This window comes from Flavobacterium sp. RHBU_3, from assembly GCF_046613565.1.
Lineage (GTDB): Bacteria > Bacteroidota > Bacteroidia > Flavobacteriales > Flavobacteriaceae > Flavobacterium.
Genome location: NZ_JBKJHC010000002.1, coordinates 425369 through 446929 on the forward strand (window position 1 = coordinate 425369; position 21561 = coordinate 446929).

The 21561-nt window shown below is 45.3% G+C and carries 14 protein-coding genes; 2 read left to right on the forward strand and 12 right to left on the reverse strand.

The features are described 5' to 3' along the window. Positions 1-3: 3 nt before the first annotated feature. From ACLI1A_RS04195 to ACLI1A_RS04230, 8 genes are all read right to left on the reverse strand, one after another. A complete protein-coding gene (locus ACLI1A_RS04195) occupies positions 4-1239 on the reverse strand; it encodes a peptidoglycan DD-metalloendopeptidase family protein (protein ID WP_411406402.1) in 1236 nt (411 codons plus the stop codon). 24 nt (positions 1240-1263) lie between these two features. Then, positions 1264-2196, reverse strand: a complete 933-nt coding sequence (locus ACLI1A_RS04200; protein ID WP_411406404.1) for a tryptophan 2,3-dioxygenase family protein — start codon at positions 2194-2196, stop codon at positions 1264-1266. 12 nt (positions 2197-2208) lie between these two features. Beyond that, on the reverse strand, positions 2209-2970 hold the full coding sequence (locus tag ACLI1A_RS04205) for a DUF3108 domain-containing protein (protein WP_411406406.1): 762 nt from the start codon (positions 2968-2970) through the stop codon (positions 2209-2211). A 301-nt stretch (positions 2971-3271) separates the two neighbouring features. Further along, complete coding sequence (gene hppD, locus ACLI1A_RS04210; protein ID WP_411406408.1) at positions 3272-4432, reverse strand: 4-hydroxyphenylpyruvate dioxygenase; 1161 nt, start codon at positions 4430-4432, stop codon at positions 3272-3274. Between the two features lie 214 nt (positions 4433-4646). After that, positions 4647-5804: a homogentisate 1,2-dioxygenase gene (locus ACLI1A_RS04215; RefSeq protein ID WP_411406410.1), complete on the reverse strand. Its 1158-nt coding sequence runs from the start codon at positions 5802-5804 to the stop codon at positions 4647-4649. 453 nt (positions 5805-6257) lie between these two features. Further along, positions 6258-6821: a hypothetical protein gene (locus ACLI1A_RS04220; RefSeq protein ID WP_411406412.1), complete on the reverse strand. Its 564-nt coding sequence runs from the start codon at positions 6819-6821 to the stop codon at positions 6258-6260. 74 nt (positions 6822-6895) lie between these two features. After that, positions 6896-7855, reverse strand: a complete 960-nt coding sequence (locus ACLI1A_RS04225) for a succinylglutamate desuccinylase/aspartoacylase family protein (RefSeq protein WP_411406414.1) — start codon at positions 7853-7855, stop codon at positions 6896-6898. Further along, positions 7852-9300, reverse strand: coding sequence for an ATP-binding cassette domain-containing protein (locus ACLI1A_RS04230; protein WP_411406416.1), 1449 nt, complete (start codon positions 9298-9300; stop codon positions 7852-7854). The genes ACLI1A_RS04225 and ACLI1A_RS04230 overlap by 4 nt, the downstream gene beginning before the upstream one ends. Before the next feature lie 656 nt (positions 9301-9956). Between ACLI1A_RS04230 and uvrC the strand changes: the two genes are divergently transcribed. After that, the gene (gene uvrC / locus ACLI1A_RS04235; protein ID WP_411406418.1) at positions 9957-11753 is read left to right on the forward strand and encodes an excinuclease ABC subunit UvrC; all 1797 of its coding nucleotides are present in this window, start codon (positions 9957-9959) and stop codon (positions 11751-11753) included. Between the two features lie 86 nt (positions 11754-11839). Beyond that, positions 11840-14038: a patatin-like phospholipase family protein gene (locus ACLI1A_RS04240; RefSeq protein WP_411406420.1), complete on the forward strand. Its 2199-nt coding sequence runs from the start codon at positions 11840-11842 to the stop codon at positions 14036-14038. On the opposite strand, the gene ACLI1A_RS04245 is transcribed toward ACLI1A_RS04240, so the two are convergent. From ACLI1A_RS04245 to ACLI1A_RS04260, 4 genes are all read right to left on the reverse strand, one after another. After that, positions 14035-14961 carry a hypothetical protein gene (locus tag ACLI1A_RS04245; RefSeq protein ID WP_411406422.1) on the reverse strand — a complete coding sequence of 309 codons (927 nt, stop codon included), beginning with the start codon at positions 14959-14961 and terminating at the stop codon, positions 14035-14037. The two genes, ACLI1A_RS04240 and ACLI1A_RS04245, sit on opposite strands and share 4 nt — an antisense overlap. 100 nt (positions 14962-15061) lie before the next feature. Then, on the reverse strand, positions 15062-16453 hold the full coding sequence (locus ACLI1A_RS04250; protein WP_411406424.1) for an OmpA family protein: 1392 nt from the start codon (positions 16451-16453) through the stop codon (positions 15062-15064). A 110-nt stretch (positions 16454-16563) separates the two neighbouring features. Further along, complete coding sequence (kbl, locus tag ACLI1A_RS04255) at positions 16564-17757, reverse strand: glycine C-acetyltransferase (protein WP_411406426.1); 1194 nt, start codon at positions 17755-17757, stop codon at positions 16564-16566. A gap of 256 nt (positions 17758-18013) precedes the next feature. After that, a complete protein-coding gene (locus ACLI1A_RS04260; protein ID WP_411406428.1) occupies positions 18014-21172 on the reverse strand; it encodes a UvrD-helicase domain-containing protein in 3159 nt (1052 codons plus the stop codon). Positions 21173-21561: the final 389 nt, after the last annotated feature.

Consider the following 21561-nt stretch of genomic DNA (forward strand, 5'->3'; position numbering starts at 1 on the left):
TTCTTAATTTGTTGAGGAGTTAAATTTTTTGTCTGCTATATCGTCCAGCTCTTTCTTAAGCGGTTTTATGTGCTCCTGATAAGCCGGAATGTATTTTTTGTCCATTGGTTGCGAGTTGGGCAACTTCTGTTTCAGTGCATCTACCTGTACGCCGTTTTTCCAAAAACGGTAGCATACGTGCGGGCCTGTGGCAAGGCCGGTACTGCCCACAAGCCCTATGGTTTGCCCCTGGCTTACGTGCTGGCCCCTGTGTACCAGTATGCGGCTCATGTGTAGGTACTGGGTAGTGTAGGTGCCGTTGTGCTTTACCTTTACATAATTACCGTTACCCGATGTATAGCCCGCCTGTATAACCGTACCTGTGGCGGTGGTCATAATAGGCGTGCCGGTAGGGGCGGCATAGTCGGTACCGTTATGGGCTTTCCACTGCATGGTAACCGGGTGGAAACGCTTGGGCGAAAAACGCGACGTAATGTGGCTGAACTTAAGCGGTGCCTTAAGGAACATGCTTTTAAGTACCTTGCCTTCTTCGTCGTAATACTGTGATTTCGATTTTTCGTTCTGTTTGTAGGGAAATGCATAAATGCGCTTGCCTTTGTACTCAAAGAACGATGATTCTATGTTTTCTACGCCTGCATAAATGCTGTCGCTTATATAACGCTCGTTTACTGCCACGGCAAACTTGTCGCCGCGCTGTATCTTAAAGAAGTCGATGGTCCAGGCATACACATCGGCAAGTTCCTGTACCATTGCAGCGCTGGCTCCGGCTTTATCAAGGGTTTCAGCAAGCGAACCTTCAATTTCGGCGGCAATTACCCTGCGTTTTATCGTTATGGGTTTTACCGTTTTACTTACTTTGGCTATGCTGTCGCGAAGGTCTATTACGTAAAAGCTCAGGTTATCGGGTTCGTAGACAAACATTTGTAATGCCTTGTCTTTTTTTGTCCGAAACATGGCATAAGGTTTTCCTACACGTATATCACGAAGGTCGAAAGTATCCTTTATGGCTTCCGTTATCTTGTGTATTGCGGCTGCATCATATCCCTCTTTTTCCAGTAAACCGCCAAAGGTGTCACCTCTTTTTATTGTATCATGCACCACGGCAAAATCGTTAGTAACAAAGCCGTATTCTTTAGTTATTTTAGGCTTTGGGGCTACAGGCTGCGTCTTTTTAGTTTGCTCTTTGTCTTTGCAGGCTATTAGTGTTAGTAGTGTAAGTATGGCTACAAGATATCTCAATGCTGATGATTTAATAGTACGGTTTTAAACATTTTCTCCCCAGGTGCGTAATTCTTCTTCAGACCACAGCTCCGGGAAAAATATCCTGCGCTGGTATTTAGGGTGCATGTACTTTTTCCAGTCGCTGCCGCCGGTAGCTTCCTGTGGGCCGCTGGTACTTTCTATGTACTTTTTGGCAGTGTTAAGGTGCCCCATAACCCAGGTTACGTTTACCGTATAGTCGTAGTGGCGCATGGCTGCTACCAGCTCAGGGTTTGCCTGGCGGTCTTCGGGCAGCTGCTTAAACTTGCGCCATATGTTTATGGTATTGTATTCTTCCATAAAGCGAAGGAACTCGCCTTTGTAACGGCGTTCAAACTCGGCAAGCAGATAACTCTTTTCACCGGTGTGGTAGTCCTTGCCTGCCGCCTGCCAGTACAGGTGTTCCAGGGCATGCTCATAAGGCGTATTGCGGTCTATATTGTGTCTGTAGCGGTAGTCTATAAGGTTTATAAGGTCGGTACTGGCAAATTCTATCAGCCTGTACTGCGCACTCTGGAAACCACTGGCCGGGGTAAGCGTGTTGCGGAACTTCATGTACTGCTCTATTTCCATGCCATCGCCCATAATATCAAACGAGGTGGTAAGCATATCAAAGTAACGGCTTATACGGCGCAGCTTTTCGGTAAAATATTCGGCTGTAGGCACATCGGTATGGCACAGCTGGTCTATTTCCCAAAGTATCATCTTAAACAACAGCTCGTTGATTTGGTGGTACATAATAAACACCATTTCGTCGGGCAGGGTAGTGCGCTGTATCTGCAGGTTCAGCAGCGCATCGGTTTGTATATAGTCCCAGTAGGTAATGGGTTTTGCCCATAACAGTCCTTCCAGGTGGGTTTCGGTACGTTGGTTAATTGCACTGAACTTCTTTTCAAGTTCGTCCAGTTTTTCAGCTATAGGGGATGTAATCTCCATTGTGTGTTATTTCTATTTTACCTTCATCGGATGCATTAGCCCTGAGTACGACTCCAGGTCGGCCTTAAGCGAACCTACTGCCAGACTGGCTTTTATCCTTAGGGGAATTTTGTTGTCGTCGTCTGAAATCCAAACTGTTAAGCTCTCTTCTTCCTTGAATACCCTGCCTGCCTGTACAAGCGGACGGAATATCATGGTAGAAACGGTGCCAAATTTAGTGGATATATCCTCCCTGCCAATGAATTTTAGTTTAAATTTTGTCACTTCATCGTCAAAAAACATATCCACGTTTATAGATTCGCCCACCTTCATAGTGTTTACCTTGGGGTGGTTTCTTAGGTAGTAGAATGTAGATACGATATCCTGTACATTTTCGGTTACCGAAATTGTTTTTTGTTTTTTATGCTTATAATCTTTTACCAGCACAGTGTTGTTTGCCTGGTTAAAAAAACCTTCCTGATCCTTTGTGTAGCCGCCTTCGTCTATCTTACGCACGTACTGGTAAGGCTTGCCTGTTTCTTTATCAAAATAACTTTCGTACAGGTCCGTTACCTTAAAAAAGAACTTGGTCATGCCGGTGGTGTAGCCGTTGCCTACCACATGGTATACTTTTTTGCCGTTTTTAGTTGCATCTTTTACCTCCAGGGTAGCATAGCCTGCATTTACCACACCGTAGTGTATCCTGAACTTAAAAAATTCTCCCGCTTTAAATGCACTCTGTGAAAAACCCAGTGCTGTTGCAAAAAGCAAAACAATAACCATTAATTTTCTCATAGTAAATTTTTCTTTGGTGTTTTGATACGGGAAATGCAATTTCTGTTCCAAAAATAAGAAAACAAAAAAACCCAGTCAAAAGTATGACCGGGTTTTTATGCTATTAACCAACCAAAAACTATAAATTATGAAAATTTACTTACGAAAGAGATTACATAAACTACCACTTTCTCTTTCGCGGTGCAAAAGTAGTGCTTTTTGTTGCATAATTCTTTCTGAAAATTTCACTTTAACACAAATTTGCTAAAAGTGAAGTTATTTTCGGTTGCTTTATTGATGATATTTCAATTTTAGACTGTTTTTATAGTGTTCCGCGCAATGCTTGTTCGCGTTCTATGCTCTCAAACAGCGCTTTAAAGTTGCCTGCACCAAATCCGCGGGCACCCATACGCTGAATTATTTCGTAGAAAAGTGTAGGCCTGTCCTCAACCGGTTTGGTGAATATTTGCAGCAGGTAGCCCTCCTCATCGGCATCTACCATAATACCCAGTTTTTGTATTTCAAGTATGTCTTCTTTAAAGGCATCTTTGTGCGCGCCCAAACGCATAGGAACCGCGTCATAGTACGCCTGTGGCGGCTGACTTAGGAACTCTACACCACGAGCTTTAAGGTCTGATACGGTTTTAATAATATCGTCTGTAGCAATGGCTATGTGCTGTACGCCCGGGCCACCATAAAAATCAAGATATTCTTCAATCTGCGATTTCTTTTTACCCTCTGCCGGTTCGTTAATCGGGAACTTAATGCGGCCGTTACCGTTGCTCATTACCTTACTCATCAGTGCCGAGTACTCGGTTGTAATCTGCTTATCATCAAACGACAAGAAGTTTACAAAGCCCATAACATCCTCGTACCATTTTACCCAGGTGTTCATTTCGTTCCAACCCACGTTGCCCACCATGTGATCTACGTATTTAAGTCCGGTAGGGGCAGGGTTGTAGTCGCTTTTCCATTCTTTATACCCCGGCAGGAACGTACCGTTGTAGTTTTTGCGCTCTACAAACATGTGTACGGTTTCGCCATACGTATAAATACCGGCACGTACCACTTCACCAAACTCGTCGGTTTCTACCGTTGGCTCCATGTATACCTTAGCGCCACGCTTGGTAGTTTCTTCAAACGATTTGCGTGCGTCTTCTACCCAAAGTGCTACCACTTTAACGCCGTCGCCATGTTTTACAATGTGTTCATTAAGAGGGCTGTCGGCAGTAAGCGGCGTAGTAAATACAAAGCGAATTTTATCCTGCTTAAGTACATAACTGGCCCTGTCGCGCAGGCCGGTTTCCAAGCCCGCATACGCTACCGACTGAAAGCCGAAAGCAGTTTTATAGTAATGGGCAGCCTGCTTGGCGTTACCCACAATAAATTCTACATAATCCGTTCCCAGTAACGGAAGGAAATCCTGTGCGCCTTCAAAAATCTTTTCAAGGCCGTATTCTACACTTTTTATTTCGTTTGCCATAATTTAATATTCAGTTAACTGACATGGTGTCAGCGTCATGTTGTTAGTTTTTCTTCAATTCCCCTCCTTCGGAGGGGTGCCCGTAGGGTGGGGTGGGTAGAACATTTATAATATTCCACCCCGGCTTTCAGCCACCCCTCCGAAGGAGGGGAATGCCACTCTAACCTTTAACAGCAGAGTGTCCTCTCTTTTGGAGAGGGGCTGGGGGTGAGGCTTACTCCACCCAGCTCTTATAATACTGTCCGTCGTCCAGTCCCATAGCCTCTTCAGTAACCATAAGCGGACGGAAGGTATCTACCATAACCGCAAGCTCCTCGGTAACCGTTTTGCCTATGCTGCGTTCCATAGCCCCGGGTGCTGGTCCGTGCGGTATTCCCTTAGGGTGCAGGGTAATATGTCCTTGCTCTATGTTGTTGCGGCTCATAAAATCACCATCTACATAGTACAGTACCTCGTCGCTGTCTATGTTGCTGTGGTTGTACGGAGCCGGTATCGCTTTCGGGTGGTAATCGTATAGCCTTGGGCAAAACGAACACACCACAAACGTACTGGTTTCAAAGGTTTGGTGTACCGGAGGTGGCTGGTGCACACGGCCGGTAATGGGCTCAAAGTTATGAATACTAAACCCGTACGGGAAGTTGTACCCATCCCAACCTATTACGTCAAACGGATGCGTGGCGTAAACCACTTCGTGCATCATGCCTTCCTTTTTTATCTTAACGATGAAGTCACCTTTTTCGTCGTGTGTTTCAAGGGTTACAGGCAGTTTAAAATCGCGCTCGCAGAACGGTGAATGCTCCAGTAACTGACCGCTGGCGTTTTTGTAACGCTTTGGCGTATAGATAGGTGCGGTAGACTCCACGTAAAAAATACGGTTGTCTGTAGTGTCAAAATCAATCTGGTAAATCATGCCGCGCGGTATTACCAGGTAGTCGCCGTACTCAAACGGAATGTTGCCCATAAGCGTGCGCAGGGTACCCGTACCACGGTGAATGAACAGCATCTCGTCGGCATCAGCGTTTTTGTAGAAGTAGCTGCGTAGCGACTCCTGCGGGGCGGCAAGCCCTATAATACAGTCGCTGTTAACCAGCATGGCCTTGCGGCTGTCCAGGAAATCGGCTTCGGGTTTTAGTTCAAAGCCTTTGAATAAGAGTGACTTAATGTTTTTATCTATGGCAATTTTAGGGGCTACCGAATACGATTTCAGTATCTCCTTTACCTGCGTAGGGCGGTGCACATGGTACAGCAAAGCCGAATGCCCGTGGAAACCCTCGGTACCGAAAAGCTGCTCGTAGTAGAGTCCGCCCTCGGGCTTCTCAAACTGTACGTGGCGCTTCTGCGGAATATCTCCTAATTTATGATATATTGGCATAACAGTTTTAAAATTAGTGAATTAAATGAAACAATGAGCGTGAAGTTTGGGGCAAAATCATTCCGGGTTCCTTTTAATAAGGAACTTAAGATGCGATAGTAAGCCCTGCCATTGCGGTTTCATATAACAAATATCGTAAAAATTTAATTTTACATTTCTTTTTTGAGGTAAAAATAAATATTCGATAATGTAAATCGTTTTAGGGCTGATGGGATTGTTATATTAATAACAAAAAGGATTGTTTTAGGGCTGAATTATGGTTGTGGTATTTTTCAAAGTTTTTATTTCCTGCTTTGCGGCTTAGCGGCTTTGCGAGATAATTTACACGCAAAGCCGGCAGAGGTGCTAAGTTTTATATGTATTCTTCACAGCGGGTGGAAGGACGGAGCGTTGTGGACTTTATTAATCACAGATTGTAAATCCGCGATGTTAGGTAAATTTGTGATGTTAGTGTTACCTGAATTTTATTCCTTGCTTTTCAAGCATATTGGCTCCTTGTAACACACCAAAACTACCGATTTTTCGTACAGTTAATTTATTACGGATAAAGTGCTTTAATTTTCTGGATGTTATTTCAATTTCTTTCCAGTTCCAGGCATCAACAGGGCCTTTGTCATTGTTTATATCTTCCCATTTTGAAGCCCCTTTTACACTGAAATGCCCTATGTGGGATTGATTAAGTTCATCATTACGTATCCCTCCAAAATATAATTGAATAAGCCCCCAGCCTTCAGTTGCATAGCGGAACGTATACCCGTTACAATACTTTGGGTTGAGTTCTACTTTTCTGAAAATGGGTTCTCCTTTATGTCTTGGTGACCAAAGTTGGAATGTATTTGAAAATTTATCACCGTTTTCAAAATCAAACTTTGATTCCATTTCCTCAACACTTGTATATCTACAAATTTCCTGCCCATAGGGAGAAGCTAAATCATAAACTAGCAAATCAGTTTCATTAAATATAAAATCAAGGACCTTTAATTTATCGGATTTGTCTGCAAAAAAATTGTAATTCATAGCTTTAAATTTTATCCTATTTCCGTTGGCGTGAGCGTCCACAACCTTCAACCTTCAACCTGAAACAAAATCTCCTACCCCATCTTCACACTAATATGAAAAATAGCATCGCCCTCGTATACAATAGGCGAGTCGTTGCTGTTAATGATGTAGCCGCTGTGGGGCGCTTTCACCTTCCTTTCGTATTTGCCAAACGGGTCGGTAATACAGGCAATCACCTCACCTTTGGTTACAAACTGCCCCGCCTTGGTAGGATTCTGGAACAGGCCCGACTCCCGTGCGCGCATCCATGCCGACGATTGTATACACAGCGACGGCCGTTCGGCAGGGTTCATGTTCTTTTTGGGGTTTAGCATGCCCAGGTGGTGCAGTACACGTTTTACGCCCTGTATGCCGTGGTAGGTAATATCGGGGTTTATATCCAGCGACTTACCGCCTTCAAACAGCAGCATTTTTACGCCCAGCTTACCGCAGGCACTCCTAAACGAACCCGATATGTTTTTGCTGTACAGCGTAAACGGCGCGTTAAACACATCGCTCAGGGCTTTTAGTTCGGGGTCGTTTGGTACCAGGCGTATCTGTGGCGCATTAAAGCGGCTGGCTCCCCCGGCATGAAAATCAATACAGTAATCCACATGCGGAATAATTTCCTTAAGCAGGTTGTAGGCAAAACGGCTGGCAAGCGAACCCTTTTTGCTCCCTGGAAACACCCGGTTCAGGTCGCGCCCATCGGGGAACTCCCTCGACTTGTTTACAAACCCAAAAATGTTTACCACAGGTATGCATATAATGGTGCCGACTTTGGGCTTGTTTATGTTGCGCGCTATAATTTGGCGTACAATCTCGGTGCCGTTTATTTCGTCGCCGTGTAGCCCGGCAGAAAGCAGTACCACGGGACCATCGGCTTTGGCACGTTCTACAATTACGGGCACTTTTAGTTTGGTCATGGTATGCAGGCGGGCTATTTCCATGTTTATGGTTTTGCCTTGTCCCGGCAGTATGGTTTCTCCCAGTATGGTAAGTTCCTGGCTCATAGGCTTGGGTGTGTTATGCTACCGGCCTGTAGTTGCAGGGTGCGGGTTATGCAGGCGGGCAGTTCGTTTTCGTAGTGGCTCACGTACAGCAGGGTAGTGCCGGTGTGGGCGCATATATGGTCTATAATATTTTTTACAAGCGTTACCTGCTGGGCATCGAGTCCCTGGCTGGGTTCGTCTAATATAAGCATGGCGGGCTTTTTTATAAACGCGCGAATCAGCAGGGCAAGGCGCTGCACACTCAGCGGTGCGGTGCTAAAGCCAGACCACGCAAAGGCTTCAATACCCAGGAGGTCCATCCATTCTAATATTTGGCGCAGGTTATCGGGTTGCGATTTGCGGAATAAGCCCATGGTGTCGTACAGGCCCGATTCTATAACCTCGGCGCACGACTGATCTGTGGGGAAAAACCGGGGCAGGTCGGCCGACACAAAACCGATGTGTTTTTTTATATCCCAAATGGATTCTCCCGAACCACGCTTTATATCAAACAAGGTAATTTTATTGGCATAACTCTGCGGATTGTCGCCGTTAATCAGGCTCAGCAGGGTGCTTTTGCCCGCGCCGTTGTGGCCTTTTATCGTCCAGTGTTCGCCCTGGTGAATATCGAGGTTAATGGTGTCCAGTATGTTTTTTTCGCCATAACGAATGGTAACGTCCTCCAGCTTTACAAGGGTTTCAAACGCGGGCACATCCCAACCGGCAATCAGTGGCGAAAGGAGGTGGGCATCGATACCTGCGCTAAGGTCGTCGTTTATTTGTTGGGCAAATTCGGCAGCGGTGTGTGTAGCCGTGAGTTGCTGGTTTTCAAAAACCGCCACGTGCGTTATTGCATCGGGTAGTTCGTCGGCCTTCGCCGAAAGTACCAGCGTAATCCCCGATGCTACAATGTCTTGCGCCAGGTCGTTAAAATTCTCCCGCGATGCCACGTCCAGCCCCGCTAATGGATTGTCCAGCAGCAGTAGTTCGGGGTTTTTAATCAGGGCTTCCGCCAAAAGCAGCCTGCGGGTTTCGCCGTTGCTCAGTAGTATAATGGGTTTTTCGGCAAGGAGCCAAAGGTTCATCCGTTTCAGGGTGTGCGGTAACGACCAGGTAGTACCTTCGCGGAGTGGTTTTACGGCAGCAAGGTATTCCCAAACCGAAAGCGCATCGCCGGCCTCGGTACTGTTAAACCGCTGCTGAAAATAAAATTCACCCGTATTCGACCGGTTTTTAAAGTGGGCGTTATTGGCTACCAGCACCACATTTTTCGGACTGATGATTTCGCCTCCGGTTACGCGTGTTTTGCCTGCCATAGCCTGTAACAGTACGGGTATGCCCGAAGCGGCATCGCCCACCAGCGCCCAGTGCTGGCCTGATTGTATGGTAAAACTGAAATCTTTTAAAATGGGTTCTATGCCGTTAGTAACCGTAACATTTTTATAGCTGAAAAGTAGGTCTGTCATTCACATAAAATATTGGCAACACAAGCGGTTGCAACACAAAGCCATAAATTTAAGGAATTGTGGTAATATGAAGGAGGGATTGTTTTATTTTTCCCACCCCGGCGTTCCGCCACCCCTCCGAAGGAGGGGAATGCCACTCTGCTTATAAGTCGTTGCAATTCCCCTCCCTCGGAGGGGTGCCCGCAGGGTGGGGTGGGTATTAGATAAAATTCTCTGTACAGTAAATTTCACGCAAAGCGCAGAGGCGCGAAGTTATGAGATGGCCGCGCTCCGTACCTCCGGTCCTCATGACAGAGCCTGAAAACTGCGACTGAAGCCAACTGCGACTGAAAACTTTGCTGACTTTGGGTAATAACTTCTCTGCGAAACTTTGTGTTACAAACTTTTCGATGAAAATAACACACCCCCAACCCCTCTCGGAGAGGGGAGCAGCTTCACTCGCGCCTGAAAAACTCTGCGCACTTCTCACATTCCGCAGGAATGCTCGGTACGCTTTAAAGTAAAAACTTCGCGAAACTTTGTGCTTCCTTTGAGAATCTTTGGGTAATAACTTCTCTGTGAAACTCTGAGTTCCCTCCGCGAAACTCTGTGTTACTAACGCATGAGTAAGCACTGAAAACTGCTACTGCGACTAAAAACTTTGCTAACTTTGTAGTATGCAAACGCCTTTGGAACTTCAGATACAAACCCTACCGGACAGCCCGGGGGTATACCAATACTATGATAAGGATGAAAAGCTGCTGTATATAGGTAAGGCGAAGAACCTTAAAAAAAGGGTAATGTCTTATTTTAATAAGGTACACGACAGCGGACGCATCCGTATAATGGTGCGCAAAATTGTAACGGTAAAGCACATTGTGGTTCCTACCGAAAGCGAGGCGCTGCTGCTGGAAAACAACCTGATAAAAAAACTGCAGCCCCGCTATAACGTACTGCTTAAAGACGATAAAACCTACCCGTGGATTTGCATAAAGCGCGAACCCTTTTCGCGTATTTTTTATACCCGTAATGTGGTAAAAGACGGTTCGGAGTATTTTGGGCCATATACTAATTCCAAAACCGTAGATACCCTGCTGGACCTGATTAAGGAGCTGTATCCGCTGCGTACCTGCAACTACGACCTTACGCCTACAAACATACGTTCGGGCAAATTTAAGGTGTGCCTGGAATATCACATAGGCAACTGTAAAGGACCCTGCGAGGGGCATGAATCCCTGGAGGTATACCAAAACCATGTGGCTGCGGTACGCGAAATCCTGAAAGGGAACTTTAAGGAAAGCCTGCGCGATTTTAAAAAGCTGATGATGGACCTGGCTGCCGAAATGCGTTTTGAGGAAGCCGAAGCCATTAAACAAAAAATACAGTCGCTGGAAAACTACCAGGCGCGCAGTACGGTATTTAACCCTAAGATTAACAACCTGGATTGCTTTAGCATTGTAAGCGACGAAAGCATGGCGTATGTAAACTTTATACAGGTTTCGCATGGTGCGATTATTCGCAGCCATACCATGGAGATAAAGAAAAAGCTGGACGAGCCCGATGAGGAACTGCTGGAAATTGCCGTGGTGGAACTCCGCGAACGCTTTAGCCTTAATACCCGCGAGGTACTGGTGCCGTATGAGATAAACCTGGGCGAGAATGTGAACATTACCGTACCTAAAATGGGCGACAAAAAGCTGATTATGGATCTAAGCGAGCGCAATGCGCGTTTTTACCGTATGGACCAGATGAAGCAAATGAAAATTGTAGACCCGGACAGGCATACTAACCGCATTATGGCGCAAATGAAAAAAGACCTGCGCCTGCCGGTAGAGCCCCGCCATATAGAATGTTTTGATAACAGTAATATTCAGGGTACAAATCCCGTTAGTGCCTGTGTGGTTTTTAAAGATGGTAAACCAAGTAAAAAAGACTACCGCCATTTTAATATAAAAACCGTAGAGGGGCCAAACGACTTTGCCAGTATGGAAGAGGTGGTGTACCGCCGCTATAAGCGCCTGCTCGACGAAAACCAACCCTTGCCGCAGCTGATTATTATTGATGGAGGCAAAGGACAGCTTGGGTCGGCGTTAAAAAGCCTGGACGACCTTGGGCTTCGTGGGAAAATTAGTATATTAGGCATCGCCAAACGACTAGAAGAACTTTTTTACCCCGGCGACCCGGTACCCTTATATCTTGACAAAAAAAGCGAGACCCTGAAAATTATTCAGCAGTTGCGAAACGAAGCGCACCGTTTTGGTATTACGCACCATCGCGACAAGCGCAGTAAGGGTGCACTGCAAACCAGCGTAGAAAGTATACCCGGCATAGGCGAAAAGACGATGGTAGCGCTGATTACCCATTTTAAATCGGTTAAGCGTATGGCGGCCGCCCCTGAAGAGGAGATTGCCAAAGTGGTAGGCCCGGCTAAGGCCAAAAAGATTACGGAATATTATAAGGACAAAGCGAAATAATCCAGGCTGGCGGTTATAAGCCTATAAGGTTCTGGGAACCTTGCAGGTTGCGACAAACTTTTGACCTTAAACTTTAAACAAAAGAGATGAGAAACCTTCTCCTCCTGCTGCTGTGTTTTACACTCACATTATCGGCGCAGGAGCAACCGGAAAAACTAAAAGTGGGTGTGGTACTCAGTGGTGGCGGGGCTAAGGGCCTTGCCCACATAGGTGTACTCAAGGTTTTAGAAGAAGCCGGTGTAGAAGTATCATACATAGGCGGTACCAGTATGGGTGCCATAGTGGGTGGGCTGTATGCGGCTGGCTATTCGGCTAAGGAGCTCGATTCTATTTTTCGTTCGCTCGATTCCGATGCGCTGTTGCGCGACTATACCCCACGCCGCACCAAGAACTTTTTTGAAAAGCGAAACGACGAAATGTATGCCCTTCAGTTGCCATTCCAAAGTTTCAGGATAGGTGTGCCTAAGGCGCTTTCTAAGGGTTTGTACAACTACACTACCATAAACCGCCTTACCGACCACGTGCGCCATGTGCGGAGTTTTAAAGAACTGCCCATTCCGTTTGTGTGTATAGCTACCGATGTAGAAACTGGCCAGGAAGTGGTGCTGGATAAAGGTGTGCTTGCCGATGCGCTGCTTGCCAGTGGGGCATTTCCGTCGTTGTACAACCCTGTAGAGATAGACGGGCGCCTGCTTATAGATGGCGGTGTTACAAATAATTACCCCATAGAAGAGGTGAAGAAAATGGGAGCCGATATTATTATAGGCGTAGATGTGCAGGATCCGCTAAAAAACCGCGACCAGATAACCAGTGCTACCGGCATACTGGTGCAGATAAACAACTACCAGATGATACAAAAAATGGAGGCCAAGCGCGAAGCTACCGACATTTATATAAAACCCGATATTTCGGGATTTACGGTAGTATCATTTGAAGACGGAGAATCGATTATTAAGGCGGGCGAGGATGCTGCCAGGAGGATACTGCCCACGCTGCAAAAACTGGGTAGTGATAAGCCTGTGGAGCGTGAACGCTTTGCGGTAGACGATTCTATATACGTAGAGCAGATACGCATAAGCGGGTTAAACCACTACACAAGGTCGTACGTTATAGGTAAGCTGAATTTTAAGCCGGGAACCGTAATTACTTATGCCGACCTTAATGCAGGGCTTAGTACCCTTAACGCCACGCAAAACTTTACATCTATGGGGTACTGTTTTGATGCAGGCGAACGCAAGGGCGAGATACTGAAGCTAACGCTTAAGGAAAACCCTATAAGCCGTTACCTTAAGTTTGGGCTGCACTATGACGGGTTGACCAAAAGTGCCATACTGGTAAACCTTACCCAGAAAAACCTGCTGAAGCGAAACGACGTAGCCTCGCTGGATATGATACTGGGTGATAACAGCCGTTATAACTTTGACTATTATATAGACAATGGGTTTTACCTGAGCTACGGTTTTCATTCGCATTTTTACAGGTTCGACCGTAATGTAACAGCCGACTATACCGGGCAAATGCTGGGCGAAGTACTGGGCGTGGAAAGCATGAGTGTGGATTATAAAGATTTTACTAACCAGGTGTATATACAAACTGTATTTGCGCAGCGGTTCCTTATAGGGGGAGGGTTAGAGGTGAAGAACATTAAGATAGAATCGCCTACCATACCGGGTATAAACCCAGTGTTTGATAAGAGTAATTACATTAGCACCTACGGCTATCTTAAATTTGACTCTTATGATGATAAATTTTTCCCGTCTGAAGGGTATTACTTTTCGGGAGAGGCCAAAAGCTTTTGGTACTCTTCAGATTATAACAACCAGTTTGAAAAGTTTACGCTTATAAAAGGGGAGATAGGTACGGCCAAAACCCTGTTTCAAAACTTTACGGTAAACATAGCGAGTGAAACCGGTATGGCTTTTGGGGAAAATGGGGTAAATACTTTCGACTTCGTTTTAGGAGGTTATGGGTTTTACCAAATGAACAGTTTCAGGCATTTTTACGGTTATGATTTTATGAGCCTTTCGGGTAATAGTTATATAAAGGGTATTGTTACCGCCGACTATGAGTTTTATAAAAAGCACCACCTTAACTTCTCTGCAAATTATGCCAATGTAGGTAATAACCTGTATGAAGAAGGCCAAATGTTTTCGTTGCCCACCTACTCGGGTTACGCCGCGGGTTATGCCCTGGAAACTATAATAGGCCCGCTGGAAATAAAGCACACCTGGAGCCCCGAAACCCACAAACACTATACGTGGTTTGCTATAGGGTTTTGGTTTTAGGATGATTTTTTGATTACCCATTCTGTCAATCCTGATGATATTGTCAATTCGGTTATTTCATCTAAGAGGTAAAGATGGACATTAGTATCGCCATCATCTTTATAATTTATCAAACTTCTTGAAGCCGTATGTACTACAAAAAAGAACCGATGATAGTCGCTCATTGGAACAAAATCTTCTTTATACTTCATATACTCCCGTAAATCTGATTGTGACTTTATTTGTACGATTGATCTTTCCGAAGTTACAGGAGCAAAAAGTTCAAGATCTAAGGTTTTTTGGGTCTTCCCCTTATCGCTTACTCTTTGCCAACCAGCCTGTCTGAATATTAGGTCAATTAATGTTTCGAAATCTTTCCATTGCAATTTCTGTATAAGGTTAGCTAATTTTTCTTTGAGTTTTGTTATAGCGTCTTCTACATCTAAGACATCTTTTGATTGTTTTCTGTTTATCTTTTGTAAAGCATATTCATGTTCTACTATTTTGCAAATCGTACCCCTGAATCCTTGAGTTTTGAGCAGTTTTCCGCTAATATTACTTGCTAATAGTTTGTTTCCAAAAATATCTTCATCAGACCATTTTCCTATTACAGGACGTGATTTACTTCCATCAGTGAACTGTGTTATAATGGGGTTTGAAAAACACCACCAAAGTTTGTTGGCATAAAACGTAACCCAAAGTGTTTTTTCATCCTCTGTATAAAACTGACGTATTTGATTTGTATGACTTGTAGATACGCCTTTACTATGCCCAAGTTGCTGAAAGTAATTATGTAAACTATCCCAGTCATTAGCCATGCACGTCTCGTGATTAGATTCTTGGTATCCTAAACGTAAAGTCTGACTATTCTCTATACAATCTTTTTCGTACTTTCCGCCTTCGCCTAACTTAATGAAGAGAACTTTCGTTGGCTTAATTTCCATGTTTGATTAGTTTATTCCCGCTAATTAAAGGAATAAACTTTAACATACAAAAAAACGCCTCCACATTGTGGAGGCGTTCTTAGTATATATCTTATTAAGACTACTCAGTTTTAACAAGTTTCACTTCTACCCTGCGGTTAAGGGCTTTGCCTTTAGCAGTTTTGTTAGAAGCTACCGGTTTGCTTTCGCCATAACCTTTAGATTCAAGCCTGTCAGCAGCAACACCACCTTCTACAAGGAATTGTTTTACAGCCGCAGCTCTTTCTTCAGAAAGTTTTTGGTTTAGTTTATCGCTACCGTCGCTGTCTGTGTGTCCTTCAATGCTGAATTTAGCATGAGGGTACTCTTTAAAGATAGCAAGCATAGCGTTTAGTACCGGCATAGTTTCGTTTTTGAAACTTGCTTTACCACTGTTAAACAGGATAGTTTTACCGTACTCGTTTAGTTTCTTGATAACTTCTTCAGTTACTTCAGGACAACCAAAGTTAGCAGCAGTACCTTTTACAGTAGGGCACTTATCGTCTTTGTCAAGAACGCCGTCGCCATCAGTATCTGGCCAAGGGCAACCTGCATTTTCTTTAGGACCTTTAACATCCGGACACTTATCGTCTTTATCAGCTATACCGTCGCCATCTTTATCAGGGCAACCTTGTAGTGATTTAGGACCTGCTACATCCGGGCAAGCGTCGTTTTTGTCAGCTATACCGTCACCATCTGTATCAGGACATCCGTTAAATTCTTTAAGACCTGCAACATCCGGACATTCATCGTTTTTGTCTATTATACCGTCGCCGTCTGTGTCAGGGCAGCCGTTAAACTGCTTAAGACCCGGTACATCCGGACACTCGTCATATTTGTCATAGATACCGTCGCCGTCTGTGTCTTTACCACCAAACTTGAAGGTAAGACCAGCAAAGTGCTGTATGTGACGTGGTACATTTGCTGTAGCCTGATCTTCAAACGTGTGCTTGTAAGTAGACTGTACAGTAAAGCCTACATTGTCTGTAAACCAAAAGTTGATACCTAAACCACCGTTTACAGTACCGTTACCTTGTTGATCCATCCAGGTATAACCACCACCAATGTGTACGTATGGGTTAAACCAGCTTTTTTCAAGGAAGTTGTATTTAATGATACCGTCTACTGCGTAGTAAGTAACATCGCCAGGGTTGTATACTGTGTAATCAAGTGTGCCGGGAGCACGGCTTACCAGTTTGTCGATTTTGTTAACCGAACCTGTTACGCCGAAAGCAAAGCCGCTTCCGATGTAGCGCGATACGTTAAGGTAAGATACTGAAGGAAGTACGTTCCAAGATTCGTCTGTTTTGAAGAAATGCGTAAACTGGTCGCCGAATTCTGAAGATGCGCCAAACCTGTTGCTTACAGCATTAACACCAAAGGATAGAGCCCAAGGGTTATCTTCATTCTGCGCTTGGGCAGTAAGGCCCGTTGCAAGGAGCGCAGCAACGAAAAGTTTGTTTAGATGTTTCATACTTTTTTGTTTAAATTACATATAGGTTATATACTACAAAAGTAAATCGTTCCCCCAAGATGGCAAAACGAATTAACAGAATATATCCTACAAACGTACTTAAAGTATCGTTAAATTATGCCCAACGCTTTGCCAACCTCTGTAAATGAAGCTATTGCTTTGTCTAAATGTGCCTGGGTGTGTGCCGCCGAAAGTTGTACCCTGATACGTGCTTTTTCCTTAGGCACTACCGGGAAGAAAAATCCTATAACGTAGATTCCTTTCTTCAGCAGTTCGTCGGCCATGGTTTGGCTCAGCTTGGCATCGTATAGCATTACCGGTACTATAGCGCTATCGCCGTCTATAATATCAAACCCGGCTTTTTTCATGCCGTCTTTAAAGTAGTTAGTGTTCCATTCCAGCTTATCACGTAGTGATGTGTCTTTCTCAAGCAATTCAAATACCTTAATAGAGGCTCCTACAATAGATGGTGCAAGCGAGTTACTAAACAAATATGGGCGCGAACGCTGCCTAAGTATTTCTATAATTTCTTTTTTACCGGTAGTATAACCGCCCATAGCACCACCAAGGGCTTTGCCCAGCGTACCTGTAATAATGTCTACACGGCCCATAACGCCTTTAGCCTCAAGGGTACCTTTTCCGGTAGCGCCTATAAAACCAGCTGCGTGGCATTCGTCTACCATAACCATAGCGTCGTACTTATCGGCAAGGTCGCATATTTTATCCAGCGGGGCTACAAGGCCATCCATACTGAAAACACCATCGGTAACAATAAGTTTAAAGCGGTGACCTGCTTCGGTAGCTTTTATAAGTTGGGCCTCAAGGTCGGCCATGTTGTTGTTTTCGTAGCGGTAACGCGCTGCTTTGCACAGGCGCACCCCGTCTATAATACTGGCGTGGTTAAGGCTGTCGCTAATAATACAGTCCTGCTCACCCAGTAACGGTTCAAACACACCACCATTGGCATCAAAAGCTGCTGCATATAGTATAGTGTCTTCAGTGCCGTAAAAGTTGGCTACGGTTTCCTCCAGTTTTTTGTGGATGTCTTGCGTACCGCAAATAAAACGTACCGATGACATACCAAAACCGTGCGTATCCAGCGCGTCTTTTGCTGCCTGTACTACTTCCGGGTGCGATGAAAGCCCCAGGTAGTTATTAGCACAAAAGTTTAGCACTGTTTCACCCGATGTAAGGGTTATTTCTGCACCCTGCGGCGAAGCGATGATGCGTTCTTTTTTATACAGGCCGTTTTCTTTAATCGACTCTAGTTCTGATTCCAGATGTTGTTTAATGTTTCCGTACATTTTATGAGTTTGTTGTTTATAGTTTATTGTTTGTGTACAAATTTACAATTATATTTTTACCACAAAGTTCACAAAGTTTTTTCACGACGATCACCAAGCTGTGTGTGCTAAACCCGTTCCGGGTAACAAAGAACACCAAGCTTTGTGTTCTTCAATCTCTTTAGAGATTGCTCTTTCTTGATGCCTTTGTCCTGTGTTCTTTGTGAAAAAACTTTGTGAACTTTGTGGTAAAATACATAGGAGTAAGGACTGCAAACTAAACATTCACAATTTCAATACTATCACTTATATACACAATCGTCTGTTTTTCTACCGTATACCCCATTTGCCTTAAGGCAAAAGCATAACCTGCAAGCTGCTTGGCATATTTATCCTGGTGCGCTCCGGTTTTGTAATCCAGCAGGTAGGCTGAGGTACCGTTAATAGCCACGCGGTCGGGTTTCAGGTTCGGGATGCCCGGACCTATAATATTGTGTTCGTTAAAAACCGTGTTCCCTTCCGCAAAGAAAATTTCCAACTCCGGGTGGGTTACTACCAGGGTAACAATCTGCTCCATGTCAGGGCGCTGGCTGGTGGTTATGAGTCCGTTTTCTATGGCTTTTGTTAGGGCAAGGTCGATGTCGTTTTTGGTTTTTACAAACGAAAGCACCTCGTGGGTAAGGTTACCAAACTCAATAGCCTTTTGCTGAGTGCTGCCCCACATAAGCGATTCGCGCTGCGCGATTTTTACCTTACGCGGGTTAAAACGTTCTTTCACCACCTGTATTTTTGGCTGCTCTGCCGTATGCAGTTCGGGAGCCGACAAGCGTTGTGGGTTACCAAATGCGTACTGGTCTACCTCCCGGTTAAAGTTGGCGTGCTGCATAAGGTACTCTATAAAGAAGGTCGACATGTTATTTTCGGGCAAGGCACCGCTTTTGCTAAAGTTGCGCCCGCTTATAATGTACAGTTGTTCTTCGGCCCGGGTAAGGGCTACGTACAATATGTTTATGTTGTCCAGCATTTCCTCCTGTGCCTTTATGTTGTAGAGTTCGGCGGCTTTTTCGCCGTATTCGGTTACCGCCTTACTGCTGTCTATCAGGGCTTTTTCAAACTCAAAGGTTTCGTCGTCGAGTTCCAGCCACAGCTTATCGCGGCGGGCGCGGCTGTAGTCTTCCTCGGCAAACGGGAAAATCACTACCGGGAACTCCAGCCCCTTACTCTTATGTATGGTCATAATGCGCACGGCATCGTTGCCCTCCGGCGATGGTATGCTGAATTTATAACCGTTTTTGTCCCAATATTCCAAGAAGTCGGCGATACCGCTTTGCGTACGGATGTCGCGCTCCAGTACCAGGTCTAAAAAGTATTGTACGTAACTCTGGTTGGCCTTCTCTTTAATAAAAGCATCAATAATGCTCTCCACCGCTTCGTAAAGCGACTTTTTACGGCAATCTTTAAAAGAAATATGAATGCCGTACTGCCCCAGCCAGTTTTGAAGTGACTCTTCATCAGGCTGCTCCATACCCTGTGCTATAAAATCGTGCGTGGCAAGGGTGGTTTGCGTACCGCTGGCAAAGTACAAAAAGTGCGCTTTTGCCTCTTTGTTTTCGTTGCTTTTAAGGTAGCGCAGCAGGTTAAGGATCAGCTTTACCTCCGTGGCATTGTCTATCAGCAGCGTTTCGCTGGACAGTATGGGTATGTTGTTTTCGGTAAGATAGTTGGCAAGCAAAATCCCCGGCTGTCTTTTTCGCGTAAGCAAAACAATATCCTTATACTGAAAACCCTGTGCGCGGGCTTTTTCTATGGTAGTTAGCGTAGCCTCAAGATACAAATCGTCTTTAGTGATTTCTTCCTCATCGCCATTGTCGTCTCCCCCTTGGGGGGCTGGGGGGCTAATAAACGAAATATTCACATAACCACCAGCCTTGCTGTTTACCGCTTGCGGACTCGCAGCATACAAATCACGGTACTCCGGATTGGTAAACCTGTCTGACAGAAATGTAAAGAAGCCGTTGTTAAAGTTAATCACCTCGCTATAACTCCTAAAGTTGGTGCCCAGTGTTACGGTTTGCTTGTCCGGGTTAGAAAACGGGTTAAAGGTTTCCTTGCCCAGTTCTATAAACTGTTCGGCACGGCCACCACGCCAGCGGTAAATGCTCTGTTTCGGGTCGCCCACTATCATAAGCGAACCTTGCCCGGCATGGGCATCTTCGCCCGCCAGGGCGTTGTCTATAAGCGGAATCAGGTTGTGCCACTGCATGTGGCTGGTATCCTGAAACTCGTCTATAAAAAAGTGGCGGTAACGTTCGCCCAGGCGTTCGTATATAAACGGCGCGGGCTGGTTTTGTATCTCTTTATTTATAATCGCGTTAAACTCAGAGATAGACAGTATGTTCTGTTCCTCCTGTATGCGCTTTAGTTCCTGGCCTATGGTGTTTAGCAGGGATAGGGGCGTAATGTTTTTAAGGAAGGCTTCGTAAAAGTTCTTCTTTTCGTAGTTTTTGTAAATGGCCTTTAGCCGGCTTATAAGGTCGGGCAACAAGTTCTCTATAATGGCGCGGTCTTTTGCAGCCTTGTTTATGGCTACTTCCTCTATCTCATAAAAGCGCTTGTGCGAAGGCTTTAGCGCACTATCGCGAATGTACCCAATATGGTTAGGGAACGTACCCCGTGAAAATGATTTTAAGTCTACCCCGTTGTTTTCCAGTACGGCAAACATTTCATTGGCCTGAGCCACACATTCGGCTTCCAGGGTTTCGGTGCTTTGGCGCAGCTTATCTTTTATAACAATAAAATCGGCTATGGATTTGCTTTCAAACTGTTCCAGCTCGGTGCGGTTGTTTTCGTCTACCAGCAGTTTCCCGGTATTGAACAGTTCGTGGGTTACGTCCCAACTCTTGTCGTTATCGGTTTTGTCCAGTGAAAAATCCACCAGCAGGGACGTCAGCGTTTCATCATCACCCGCTTTGGCTATTACGGCATCTACCGCCTCCTGCAGCAGCAGGTCGGTTTCCAGCGATACCTCAAAAGTCACCGGCAGGTTAAGGTCGTGTGCAAACGCGCGGATAACCTTGTGGGTAAACTTGTCTATGGTACTAATATCAAACGCCGCATAATTGTGAATGATGTTCTTAATTATCGCGCGGCTCTTGTCTTTTATGGTAGCCAATGAAAGTCCGGTTTCTACGTGCAGTACCTCCATAAGCATTTCGGCTCGCGGCCCCGGGTCGTCCTTTGCAAAGTCGGACAGGTTAAGGATGATACGGGTTTTCATCTCGGCCACGGCCTTATTGGTAAAGGTAATGGCCAGGATACGGCGGTAGGCATCATCGGTAGGAGAGGTAAGCAGTATGCGCAGGTATTCTTTAACCAGTGTATAGGTTTTACCCGACCCAGCCGAGGCGTTGTATATAGAAAAAGCGGTTTTTGGCATAGGGGTAAAGGTAAGGATTTATGATTTCAGTTTGTAGTCGCAGTCGCAGTTTTCAGTGTTTACTCATGCGCTTAGTAACACAGAGATTCGCGGAGTGAGCCCTGAGTTTCACAGATAAGTTATTACCCGAAGTTAGCAAAGTTTTCAGTCGCAGTTTTCAGGCTCTGTCATGGCGAGCGGAGGTACGGAGCGCGGCTATCTTTCTTAACCAGGAATATAAGGAGCGCGTAATTTAAACCCACCCCGCCCTGCGGGCACCCCTCCTAAGGAGGGGAATTGTAGCACCCCATGAGCAGAGTGGAATTCCCCTCCTCCGGAGGGGTGGCGGAACGCCGGGGTGGCTAGTCTGTATGAAAACATTACAAAGAGTACTCAGTATCTGCATAGGT